This is a genomic window from Pseudomonas sp. R62, from assembly GCF_000257605.1.
GTDB lineage: Bacteria > Pseudomonadota > Gammaproteobacteria > Pseudomonadales > Pseudomonadaceae > Aquipseudomonas > Aquipseudomonas atacamensis.
In genome coordinates this window covers 1,421,742-1,433,621 of sequence record NZ_JH635998.1, presented here as the reverse complement: position 1 = coordinate 1,433,621, position 11,880 = coordinate 1,421,742, and the positions used below count along the sequence as shown (strand labels likewise).

Here is an 11,880-nt window from a genome sequence, read left to right as displayed (position 1 = left end):
GTTACGTAACTTCAGAGTGCCGTTCAATTCGCCGGGCCAACCAGTGGTGACCACCGGCTATTACGACACTGCGCGGGACCGGGTGCTGTTCGCACGTAACCTGCCGCAGGAGGTCAACGAGGGCGTGGTTCTGGCAGGCGTCAGCGCCCGCCATGCGTGGTTCTACCATCCCGATCATCCATCGCTGTGGCGGGTCGATGTGCTGACCGGTACTGTCCAGCATCGCTACCGACTGAAAAATCCGCGTATGGGATCGACGATCATTGGCTGCCAACAACAAGCCGATGGTGCGCTGCGGATTGCGCAGAGGCTGACGGCAGAAGCGTTGCACGGCACTACCACCATCGAGTATCGGATTACCGCTCAGAAGGTCGAGCTGACGGCTTGCAAGATCACTTTTGCGGCAGAGGATTATCGGTTCGAACCGCGCGAAGCGCTTCGACAAATCGATGCCCCGTTCAGGCGCGAATCGCCAGACACGGCCGCCAGCAGCAGCGGCTGGGCTTATGCTCCGTTCATTGTCGTGGAAGGCTATGCCGGGTTGCAGCTGCGCGACCGGGCCTGGCTGAACAAGGCGACGGGCAAGTGCATTCAGGCCGGGCAGGACCGGTCCTGGCCCGAGGACTTGTTGATGCTGACGCCGTCCAATCCTGAAAACAACGCAGTGCTGTTCTATAGCCCGCAGGAGCGGACGATCAGCCGCGGCATCGAACCCCGTGCCGGTCATTGGCAGAATGTGGTGATCGAGCGCGATGTGGTGGAGGTCACTCAGACCAATCAGCGTTTCATCGCCACCAAGGACGACGGCCGACTGTTCGAAATCGATATCGTCGACGTGCCGGCAGCGGCAGCGATCGACGACGCGATTGTGTTTCAGTACGGGGTACCTTCCCTTGCCCATAGAAGCGATGAGGCGTGGCTCGATCAGGCCGATAAGCCCTCGATTCTGCGGTTCGCCGGTGTCGGGCAGCGTTGGCTGCAGCGACATTCCGATTGGTTGAGCGCATTGCCCGCGCTGGCCACGAAAGCGCCGTTGCTGCCGTTGCCGATCTTCGGTTTACGTGATGTGGCAGGTCAGGCGTTCCTGGCGGCATGGTGTGTCGATGGCAGAATCGCTGTGGCCGATATCGGTCAGGGCAAGGAGCTGGCGCTGCTCGGTCTGACCCCGGATAACAGCGCGGTCTGGTTGCTTGAAATCAGCACCGGACAACTTTATCGCCAGCCGCTGATGGCGATCGAAGCACTGCGGGGAGTGTTTGCCGAGGACCATCGCTTGCTGAAATCGGAGGCGCTCGGCAGGCCTGAAAAGGTCTGGACGTCATGGACTTTTGCTGAGGTGCGACGCCAGGGTGAAGGGCTGGTCGCGCAGACCCTCGACGGGGTGCATCTGCAATTGCTGGATAACCAGCCGGCAATGATCGTTGGCGTGGAAAATCGCTGGTCTCATGTGCCGGGTCAGAGTGATGAACAGTTACGTGCGCGCCTGCGAGCGTTGTTGCACGGACATGCCCACGCGTCTGTCATACAAGTGGCAAGTGCAACCGGACGCTACCTGTATTACCTGCCGCAACTTGACCGGCTGTTCGATCTTGCCGGGCGCAGCGACGGGCAGTGGTCGGCATTCCTCGGTACGCGCGGGTCGAAGCAGCCGATGCTGTTCGACCCGGTCGACCAGTTGATTTTCAGCGCCGGCCCGAACGACGGCGTCTGGCTGCCCGGCAGTTATGCCCATCGCGACGCCGAGGTCATGGTGCTTGAGGTAGGTGATGACATCACAGAGATCGAAACATTGTTGCCCGATGACGTTGCCAGGCTGCTGCTGACTTTCGGTGCGCAGACCTCGGGTTATCGGCTGTCGCAAGCGTCCTTCCAGCGCCTGGACTGCATCGTGGTCGATGGGCGACAGGCTTCGGATGCTGAAACGGCAGAACCTTGCCTGCTGGATCTGGATCTGGACGAGTGCGAGCATTGGTGGATGTCACGGGTCGATGGCGATGTGGTGCTGACCGATCCGGACTCCGGACACAGTCTGATCGTGCGCAATTTCGACGGACAACGCCCACTGCTACTGATGCTGCCCATCGCCGGGCGGCCACATACCTTGACGCTGGCTCAAGGGCTGCAAGCCTTTGCCGCTGCGCGCGGTGTCGAGGCAACGGTCAGCCTGACAGCGGTGATCGCCGCGCTGCGCTGAGGCCGCCATGCACAACAAAACGCGCGAACGGTGACCGTACGCGGCGTTTTGTTGTGGCGATTGCACTGCGACAATGCTCAAGGCACCAGATAACCCTTCACACCGGTAAAGATGATTTGCGCTGCCAGCGCGCAAACGAACAATCCCATCAAGCGGCTGACAATCTGCAAGCCCTGATCGCCGAGAATCCGCTCGATGCGATTGGACAGGTACAGCACCACACCGACAGTGAAACTGGCGAGCGCAATACTCATGATTGCGGTGAGCTTGTCGTCCCAGTGCGGCTGGCTGACGCCCATCACCAGCAAGGCGCCGATGGTGCCGGGGCCGACCGTCAGCGGAATGGTCAGCGGCACGATGGTCACGTCCTGCTGCACATTGTCGGCCTGCACCGCCGGTTTGCCCTGAGCCATGCCCAGCGCGGAAATGAACAACACGCTGCCGGCACCGATGCGGAAGGCGTCCACGGTGATGCCGAAGACATCGAAAATCACCCGCCCGAACAAATACAGCAGAACACTGGAAATCAGTGTGGCGAGGGCGACCTTCCACGCCAGACGCCGCTGTTCCTTACGCGAATAGCCACGGGTCAGGCTGATAAAGCAGGACAACACGAAGAACGGGCTGTAGAGCACCAGCATCTTCAGATAAACGCTGAACAACACATGGAGCATGATGCAAGCTCACTGGCGATGGAGTCGGGGGGAGTCTATCAGGCACCGGACAATCTGTCGGTTTACGACGGCTGGGTCGTGGCCCGGTTCTGCTGATCGCGTTCGGCGACCCAATGCTCGATCAGTTCACGCAGTTGCGACAGCTCGACCGGTTTGGACATGTGCCCGTCCATGCCGGCCTGGCGGGCGCGTTCTTTGTGTTCGGCGAGAATGTGCGCGGTGAGGGCGACGATCGGTGTACGGATGCGCTGATTGCTGACTTCCCAGGCGCGCAGTTGCTGCGTCGCGGAGAAGCCATCGAGGATCGGCATTTCGCAGTCCATCAGCACCAGGTCGTAACGTTGGGCCTTCATCGCTTGCAGCGCTTCTTCGCCATTGCTCGCGGTGTCCGGTTGCAGATTGAGCTTGCCGAGCATGCCACGGATCACTTTGGTCGAGATGGTGTTGTCTTCGGCGACGAGGATGCGGAAGTCGCTCGGCACCTTGGCCGCTGTGGCCGCCGTAACGACTTGCGGCTGGAACACCACTTGGCCCTTGTTGCGCTGATTGAGTTCGTCCGCCAGCGTGGTCTTGAGCGTATAACCGGCCACCGGTTTGGCCAGAATCCGTTTGATCCCCGAATTGCGCGCAATGATCTTGCTCGGCGCGTTGCTGATGCCGGTGAGCATGATCAGCAGAATGTCGTGGTTCAAGCTCGGGTCTTCCTTGATCTTCGCGGCCAGTTGCATGCCGGTCATGCCGGGCATGTTCTGGTCGAGCAGAACCACGTCGAAGTAATCGCGCAGGTGCGCCTTGGTGCGCAGCAGTGCCAACGCTTCCTTTCCCGACGGCACGGCGCTGACATTCAGGCCCCAGGCGCTGCATTGCTGTACCAGCACTTTGCGACAGGTGTCGTTATCGTCGACTACCAGCACCCGTGCGCCTTGCAGCGGACTGTCCAGATCGGACGTCGGATGTTCGAGGCGATCCGGGTCCAGCGGCAAGGTCAGCCACAAAGTGCTGCCCTGAGTGGCGCCGCTCTTGATGCCGAACTCGCCTTGCATCAGACGGATCAGTTGGCGCGCAATCACCAGGCCGAGATTGCCGCCCAGGCGATTGGCCGAGAGGAAGTGCTTGCTGTGCAATTCGGCGTGCAGCAGCGCCTCGCGCTCTTCCGGCTCCATCGGCACGCCGCTGTCCTGCACGGCAATGCGCAGGCGCGGTTTGCTGCTGCGCTCGTCCAGTGCAACGACGATCAGCACCTCGCCTTCTTCGGTTTTCTTCAGGGCGTTTTCCAGCAGGCTCAGCAAGGTCTGGCGCAGGCGCGTCGGATCGCCGCTGATCACCCGTGGCACTTGCGGCTGGATGAAGCTGATCAGCTCGACGTTCTGTTGCTCGGCCTTGGCCCGGTAGATGCTCAGGCAATCGTCGATCAAGGCGTTGAGGTCGAACTGCACGTCATCGAGTTCGATCTGCCCGGATTCGAGCTTGGAGATGTCGAGGATCTCGTTGATCAGCGTCAGCAGTTCGTTGCCGGCGCTGTGGATGGTCTGCACGTAATCGCGTTGCTTGACCGACAGCGGCGTGCCCAGCAGCAGCTCGGTCATGCCCAGTACACCGTTCATCGGTGTGCGGATTTCGTGGCTGATCTTGGCGAGGAATTCGGCTTTGGCGTTGATTTCGGCGTTGCTTGCCGCGAGGTCGCGGCTGATGCTGAAACGGCTTTCGGTGATGCTGCGCTGTCGCTCGCCCAAGGCAATGCTCATCAGCAGGCCGCTGATGCAGATGAACACCATCAGCGTCATGATCAGGCCTTGCGGCGTGACCAGTGTCAGCCCCAGCAGCGCCGGCAGGATAACCAGCGTGCCGATGTTGAACACGACCATGGCGGCGACGAACAGACGCGCCGGGCGATAGCCTTTTTGCCAGTGATAGAAGCCCACCAGCAACATGCTCAGGCCGGCCAGTGCGACCAGGGCGTAGGTGATGATGTTCAGCGGCAAGGTGTTGACGAACAGCAGCAACAGGCTGCACGTGACGATCAACAGAATGTCGCCCCACAGCAGTTTGTTCAGCGCGTGCTGGCCCAGTGGCGCAAAGAAGCGCAGGGCGAACATCAACCCGGCTGGGGCGGTCAGCAGCAATGCCAGATAAGCGCCCGGCGTCTGAATCGCTTGCCAGTTCGGCAGCCACGGACCGGCGAGGTTGAGCAACAGGAACAGACTCAGCCCCAGCAGGCCTTCACAGATCGCCAGCCACAGACTGCTGCGCGAGCGCGAGTAGGCGTAGCGCACCAGGTTGTGCAGCAGGAGCATGGCGAGGCAGCCGAACAGCAGGCCGAAAATCAGCGTCTGCTTCTGATCGGCGGCGCCTTCGATTGCCGCTTGCAGGGTGATGTGCGGGCGCAGCTGATGGCCGGAAACCATGCGTACGTAGACGTCCAGCGGCTTGTCAGCCTGGGGCAGCGGCAGCATGAAATCGCTGCTCGGCAACGGATGTTCGGCCTGCGGCCGTTCGTTGCCGGTATTGCGTTGCTCGATCAGCCGGTCGCCGTCGAGCACGTAGAGATTGAGCTGGGACAGGTCGGGGGCAAAGATGCGCAGCACTTGTTCGTGCTTGCCCGGCGCCAGTTTGAAGCGCAGCCACAGGGCGCCGTCGGGTTCGGCCGCGGTCAGGCGGTCAAGCTCGATGGGGCTGAATTGATTGGTGTAGCGAGCGGAGCGGATGTCGCTCAGTTGCAGGATGCCCTGATCGTCAAGCAATACCGACCAGCCACTGCCTTGCGCGGCCTGGGCCGGGAGCATGCAGAGCAAGGTCATCAGCGTGACGGTGAAGCTTATGGCAATCCTGAGCCAGCGCACGGCGAAATCCCTTCGTAGGTTGATGCCAGAATATAACGATGCGCGACGACCGAACAGCCCGGCGAGGAATGGCATCCCGCGCCGGGCCTGATGGATCGCTTACTCCTGGGTTTCGCCGCGTTCACGGGCAATGGCGCGGTAGCCGATGTCCTTGCGGTAGAAGCAGCCTTCCCAGTCGATGGCAGCGGCCAGTTTGTAGGCCTGCTGCTGAGCTTCACCGACGGTGGCGCCCATGGCAGTGGCACACAGTACACGACCACCGGCAGTAACGACCTGACCGTCTTTCAGTGCGGTGCCGGCGTGGAAGACTTTGCCTTCCAGAGCTGCCGCCGCGTCCAGACCGTTGATCGCTGCGCCTTTGGCGTAGTCGCCCGGGTAGCCGCCAGCGGCCAGCACGATGCCAACGCTCGGACGCGGATCCCATTGCGCTTCAATCTTGTCCAGCGCTTGCGCCAATGCGGCTTCAACCAGCAGCACGAGGCTCGATTGCAGACGCAGCATCACCGGTTGGGTTTCCGGATCGCCGAAGCGGCAGTTGAACTCGATGACTTTCGGGTTACCGGCCTTGTCGATCATCAGACCGGCATAGAGGAAACCAGTGTAGACGTTACCTTCGTCGGCCATGCCGCGTACGGTCGGCCAGATCACCTGATCCATCACGCGCTGATGCACCTCGGCGGTGACCACCGGGGCAGGGGAGTAGGCACCCATGCCACCGGTGTTCGGGCCGCTGTCGCCGTCACCGACGCGTTTGTGGTCCTGGCTGGTGGCCATCGGCAGCACGTTCTTGCCGTCGACCATGACGATGAACGAAGCTTCTTCGCCGTCAAGGAACTCTTCGATCACCACACGTGAACCGGCGTCGCCAAACGAGTTCCCCGCGAGCATGTCACGCACGGCGTCTTCGGCTTCGGCCAGGGTCATGGCGACGATTACGCCTTTACCGGCAGCCAGGCCATCGGCCTTGATCACGATAGGCGCGCCTTTCTCACGCAGATAAGCCAGGGCCGGCTCGATCTCGGTGAAGTTCTGGTAATCGGCGGTCGGGATCTTGTGGCGCGCGAGGAAATCCTTGGTGAAGGCTTTCGAGCCTTCCAGTTGCGCAGCACCGGCGGTCGGACCGAAGCAGTCCAGGCCACGGGAGCGGAACAGATCGACGACGCCAGCCACCAGCGGCACTTCCGGGCCGACGATGGTCAGGGAAACGTTCTTTTCAGCGAAGTCGGCCAGTTGCTCCAGCGCCAACACGTCGATGGCAACGTTCTCGCACTTGGCTTCAATGGCAGTGCCAGCGTTGCCCGGTGCAACGAAAACCTTCTGCACACGCGGATCCTGAGCCACTTTCCAGGCCAGAGCGTGTTCACGGCCACCGCTGCCAATGATCAAAACATTCATTTCAAAAACCTCGGATGACGCTAATTCTGTGGGGGCTGATCGTTCCCACGCTCCGCGTGGGAATGCCTCTACGGACGCTCCGCGTCCGAGGGACGCGGAGCGTCCCGGGCTGCGTGCCCACGCAGAGCGTAGGTACGATCAAGCAAAATAATCAGTGACGGAAGTGGCGCATACCGGTGAAGACCATTGCGATACCGGCTTCGTCGGCAGCGGCAATCACTTCGTTGTCACGCATCGAGCCGCCCGGCTGGATCACCGCAGTGATGCCGACCTTGGCCGCATTGTCCAGACCGTCGCGGAACGGGAAGAATGCATCGGACGCCATGACCGAACCGGCCACCTGCAAACCGGCGTGCTCAGCCTTGATCGCGGCGATGCGGGCCGAGTTGACGCGGCTCATCTGGCCGGCGCCGACACCGATGGTCTGACGGTTCTTGGCGTAGACGATGGCATTGGATTTGACGTATTTGGCGACTTTCCAGGCGAAGATCAGGTCGTGGATTTCCTGTTCGGTCGGCGCGCGCTTGGTCACCACTTTCAGGTCATCGGCGCTGATCATGCCGATATCGCGGCTCTGCACCAGCAGGCCACCGTTGACGCGTTTGTAGTCCCAGGCAGCGGCGCGGTCAGCCGACCACTCGCCGCAGGCCAGCAGGCGTACGTTGGCTTTCGCGGCAACGATGGCGCGGGCTTCTTCGCTGACCGATGGGGCGATGATCACTTCAACGAACTGGCGCTCGACGATCGCTTTGGCGGTCTCGGCATCCAGTTCACGGTTGAAGGCGATGATGCCGCCGAACGCCGACTCGGTGTCGGTGGCGTAGGCCAGTTCGTAAGCCTGACGAATGCCGCCCTCAGCGTCCGGGCTGACCGCCACGCCGCACGGGTTGGCGTGTTTGACGATCACGCAGGCTGGCTTGACGAAACTCTTCACGCATTCCAGCGCAGCGTCGGTGTCGGCGACGTTGTTGTACGACAGTTCCTTGCCTTGCAGCTGGGTCGCGGTGGCGATGCCGACTTCGGCAGGCTTGGCTTCCACGTAGAACGCCGCGCTCTGGTGCGGGTTCTCGCCGTAGCGCATTTCCTGAGCCTTGATGAACTGGCTGTTGAAGGTGCGCGGGAATTCGCTGCGACCTTCAGTGCTCAAGGTTTCAGCGGCCTGGTTCACGGTGCCCATGTAGTTGGCGATCATGCCGTCGTAGGCGGCGGTGTGTTCGAAGGCCTTGAGCATCAGGTCGAAACGCTGAGCGTAGGTCAGGCCGCCGGCCTTGAGATTTTCCAGAACGCTGGCGTAATCGCTGGCATTCACCACGATGGCCACGTCTTTGTGGTTTTTCGCTGCCGAACGGACCATGGTCGGCCCGCCGATGTCGATGTTCTCGATGGCGGTCGGCAGGTCGCAGCCTGGCTTGTTGATGGTCGCTTCGAACGGGTACAGGTTGACCGCTACCAGATCGATCGGCTTGATGCCGTGCTCGTTCATGATCGCGTCGTCAGTACCGCGACGACCGAGGATGCCGCCGTGGATTTTCGGGTGCAGGGTTTTCACCCGACCGTCCATCATCTCGGCGAAACCGGTGTAATCCGCGACTTCCACTGCGGCAACGCCGTTGTCACGCAGCAGCTTGAACGTTCCGCCGGTGGAGAGGATCTCGACGCCCAGAGCTTCGAGCTCCTTGGCGAATTCGAGGATCCCGGTCTTGTCGGAAACGCTGATCAAGGCGCGGCGGATCGGCAGGCGGGTAGTCTGGTCGGTCATCTCAATTTCCATCAAAAGCAAAGGAAGTCAGCAAAAAAGGCGACCGTTTTTTACGCGGGCGCCTTTCTGGTTTGATTGAATGCTTACAGCAGATCGTACTGCTTGAGTTTCTTGCGCAGCGTGCCGCGGTTCAGTCCCAGCAGCTCACTGGCCTTGGTCTGGTTGCCCTTGACGTAGTTCATCACGCTTTCGAGCAGGGGCGCCTCGACTTCGGACAGCACCAGGTTGTACACATCCGTGACGGACGCGCCCTCAAGGTGGGCGAAATAATTGTGCAGCGCCTTCTCGACACTCCCGCGAAGGGTCTGGCCTTCTTCGCTCGGCGTGTTGAGGTGCTGTTTCAAATTCACGTTGTCGCTCACGGGTGTTGTTCCACTCACTAAAGTCTCGGTCATCATCGTCATGCGGCCACCCCTTCTTCGTCCCCTGTCAGGCTCTTGTAACGCTCGGCGAAGAACTCCCGAACGTCGGCGCATTGTGTTTCCGTACCATCCAAACGATTGAAACGGGCGCGAAACTCCCTGGCGCCCGGCAAGGTTGCGAGATACCAGCCCACATGCTTGCGGGCAATGCGCACGCCCATCACGTCGCCATAGAAGGCGTGAAGGGCAGCCAGATGCTCCAGCAGGATGCGTTCCACTTCGCTCAGTTCCGGCGCGGGCAATTTCTCGCCGGTGCGCAGGAAGTGATCGATCTCGCGAAAAATCCATGGCCGCCCTTGAGCGGCACGGCCTATCAGCAGGCCATCGGCACCGGTCGCATCAAGCACGTATCGGGCCTTTTCCGGCGAATCGATATCGCCATTGGCAAACACCGGGATCGACACCGCCTGCTTGATCGCGGCAATCGTGTCGTACTCGGCTTCCCCTGTGTACAGATCGGCGCGCGTACGGCCATGTACGGCCAGCGCTGTGATCCCGGCCTGTTCGGCGATCTTCGCCACGTTCAGACCGTTCTTGTTCTCGCGATCCCAGCCCGTGCGGATCTTCAGGGTGACCGGCACATCAACCGCGGCCACTACGGCCTGCAGGATCTCGGTCACCAGTGCTTCGTCTTTCAGCAACGCGGAGCCGGCGGCCTTGTTGCAGACCTTCTTTGCCGGGCAACCCATGTTGATATCGATAATCTGTGCGCCCAGTTCGACGTTGGCTCGTGCCGCATCGGCCAGCATCTGCGCGTCGCCACCGGCAATCTGCACCGAGCGCGGCTCGGGATCGCCTTCGTGGATCATGCGCATGCGCGACTTGCGGGTATTCCACAGGCTCATGTCGCTGGTGACCATTTCCGAGACTACAAGCCCTGCGCCCAGACGCTTGCACAGCTGACGAAAGGGCTGGTCGGTGACGCCCGCCATCGGGGCGAGAATCAAACCGTTCTGCAATGTATATGGGCCGATGCGTACCGCCGACATAGGACTTCCCTGAAGTGGGGCCGGATCATGAGAGTTCGAAAAAGGGTGGGCATGATACCCGCTCTCGATGACTGGTTAAAGGCTGAATTGAACAAAATCTGAACAGTTATTCTGTTATCGCCAACGGTTTGGTCGGCTGCGATCAGTCAGAAAAATGCCGTCAATCGGGAAACGCTGAAGCGGTTCATTCCGGCGAGTGGAAGTTCAGGCTGTAATTCACCGCTTTCGGCCCCGGATCGAGAATATCCAGGGCGATGTGGATCGGCGTCTGCGGCGGCATTTCTGCGAGGCCTTCGAGATCGCCGCTCAGATACTCGCCGGGTTTGAAGCGACGACTGGCGATCAGATGACCGTTGAGGTCGGCAAAACGCAGCTCGAGCAAGGGGAACGGCTGGGAAAACGTCGCCCGGTTGTAAATGATCGCATCGACCACCAGCGCCCCGCTGAACTCGGGATGGCTGCGCACCACCAGGTTGCTGCTCTTGATTTTGCCGATATCGACTTTCGACGGCACGGTGCAGCCGATCTGCGGGCAGATCTGCTGGAACCATGGTCGGTATTGATCCTGCCGCGCCAGTTCCTCGAAATGATAGGAGATGTACTGAGCGGCAAGACCGCCGGCGGCCAATGCCACCAGCACCAGCCACAGCAGGCGCCGGCCCCAGGGCGAGCGGCGTTGCTGCCAGTCCAGTTGCAGCGGGTCGTCGGTCAGATCCTGCAGGACCTCGGCGCGCACGCCGGGCTCGGCCCGTTCGCGTTTTTTGCGCGGCGAAGTGATCAACGGCAGATCGTCGTCATCGCTGTCGTCGCTGGCCGAGAAGCGTTCGCGACGGGCGGCCGGGTCAATCGGATCGTGCAGGCGCAGTTGCGGGATCGGCGGCTCGTCATCCAGATCCACCGGTTCCAGTGATAACGAGGGTTCGGTGCGCTCGGGTTCGAGGGTTTCGACGCCGTCGATATCCGGCTCGATATCCTGCGCTACGCTGCGCTCATCGGCAGGCTCGCTGAACAGGCTGTCGGGCCATGTGCCTTCGTCCGGTTCCGGGCTGTCGCGCCGGGCGCTCAAGGATTCTTCGCGGGTACGGCCGAATTCTGCGACCGGCTGGATTTCGCGCTGTTCGAGGCGGGCGAGTTCTTCGTCCAGATCGAGGCTGTCCAGATCCAGTTCCGACGCGCTCCATTGCTTCTGGCTGATGGCGCGCGGCGCGGGGATCTGTTCGACGACCGCAGAATCGCTGACACGCGCGGGCGCTTCAGGCAGCGCTGGTGCGGCCGGCGTCACCGTGTCCTTGCCAGAATGTTGCTCGAGCAGCTGCTTGGCGGCATTGAACACTTGCAGGCAGGAGCCGCAACGAACCACGCCGCGCGCCACGCTCAACTGAGCATGGTTGACGCGGAAACTGGTCTGGCAATGCGGGCATTGGGTGACGAAACTGTCGGTCATGCGGCGATCCGGTTCAGGCAAGCGGTCATTTTAGCGCCGACGCCCGGTGATGCGCACCCAGCCGTCGCGATTGGCGATCGGGTCGAGCTCGAAGTCCTGCGCATAAGCTGCCGCTACTTCTTCGCCCTGCTCGGCGAGGATGCCCGACAGCGCCAGGCGCCCA

8 protein-coding genes and 1 pseudogene are annotated in these 11,880 nt (G+C 61.4%); 1 reads left to right on the top strand and 8 read right to left on the bottom strand.

Features of this window, described 5'->3' with window-relative positions:
* A pseudogene (locus tag OQK_RS31065) lies at positions 1-2,194 on the top strand (TcdA/TcdB pore-forming domain-containing protein); the annotation flags it as partial.
* Positions 2,195-2,271: 77 nt separating this feature from the next.
* Here OQK_RS31065 and OQK_RS07750 read toward each other — a convergent pair.
* From OQK_RS07750 to OQK_RS29900, 8 genes are all read right to left on the bottom strand, one after another.
* Positions 2,272-2,868: a MarC family protein gene (locus OQK_RS07750; RefSeq protein ID WP_016771870.1), complete on the bottom strand. Its 597-nt coding sequence runs from the start codon at positions 2,866-2,868 to the stop codon at positions 2,272-2,274.
* A 62-nt stretch (positions 2,869-2,930) separates the two neighbouring features.
* The gene (locus OQK_RS07745; RefSeq protein ID WP_038861141.1) at positions 2,931-5,708 is read right to left on the bottom strand and encodes a hybrid sensor histidine kinase/response regulator; all 2,778 of its coding nucleotides are present in this window, start codon (positions 5,706-5,708) and stop codon (positions 2,931-2,933) included.
* A 99-nt stretch (positions 5,709-5,807) separates the two neighbouring features.
* Positions 5,808-7,103, bottom strand: coding sequence for a phosphoribosylamine--glycine ligase (purD, locus tag OQK_RS07740; protein ID WP_016771868.1), 1,296 nt, complete (start codon positions 7,101-7,103; stop codon positions 5,808-5,810).
* 151 nt (positions 7,104-7,254) lie between these two features.
* A complete protein-coding gene (gene purH / locus OQK_RS07735; protein WP_016771867.1) occupies positions 7,255-8,862 on the bottom strand; it encodes a bifunctional phosphoribosylaminoimidazolecarboxamide formyltransferase/IMP cyclohydrolase in 1,608 nt (535 codons plus the stop codon).
* Between the two features lie 83 nt (positions 8,863-8,945).
* Positions 8,946-9,266: a DNA-binding transcriptional regulator Fis gene (gene fis / locus OQK_RS07730; protein WP_002555375.1), complete on the bottom strand. Its 321-nt coding sequence runs from the start codon at positions 9,264-9,266 to the stop codon at positions 8,946-8,948.
* Positions 9,263-10,273 (bottom strand): tRNA dihydrouridine synthase DusB, encoded by a 1,011-nt coding sequence (dusB, locus tag OQK_RS07725; protein ID WP_016771866.1) that lies wholly within the window; start codon positions 10,271-10,273, stop codon positions 9,263-9,265. The genes fis and dusB overlap by 4 nt, the downstream gene beginning before the upstream one ends.
* 184 nt (positions 10,274-10,457) lie before the next feature.
* A complete protein-coding gene (locus tag OQK_RS07720) occupies positions 10,458-11,717 on the bottom strand; it encodes a DUF3426 domain-containing protein (protein WP_016771865.1) in 1,260 nt (419 codons plus the stop codon).
* Between the two features lie 30 nt (positions 11,718-11,747).
* Positions 11,748-11,880: 50S ribosomal protein L11 methyltransferase (locus tag OQK_RS29900; protein ID WP_177318474.1), on the bottom strand; the 133-nt coding region annotated here is incomplete at its 5' end.

What these genes read in the sequence shown, in the direction of transcription:
- fis (WP_002555375.1), bottom strand. Translation starts at nt 9,266, where the DNA reads ATGACGATGATGACCGAGACTTTAGTGAGTGGAACAACACCCGTGAGC.
- purD (WP_016771868.1), bottom strand. Translation starts at nt 7,103, where the DNA reads ATGAATGTTTTGATCATTGGCAGCGGTGGCCGTGAACACGCTCTGGCC.
- OQK_RS07720 (WP_016771865.1), bottom strand. Translation starts at nt 11,717, where the DNA reads ATGACCGACAGTTTCGTCACCCAATGCCCGCATTGCCAGACCAGTTTC.
- dusB (WP_016771866.1), bottom strand. Translation starts at nt 10,273, where the DNA reads ATGTCGGCGGTACGCATCGGCCCATATACATTGCAGAACGGTTTGATT.
- OQK_RS07750 (WP_016771870.1), bottom strand. Translation starts at nt 2,868, where the DNA reads ATGCTCCATGTGTTGTTCAGCGTTTATCTGAAGATGCTGGTGCTCTAC.
- purH (WP_016771867.1), bottom strand. Translation starts at nt 8,862, where the DNA reads ATGACCGACCAGACTACCCGCCTGCCGATCCGCCGCGCCTTGATCAGC.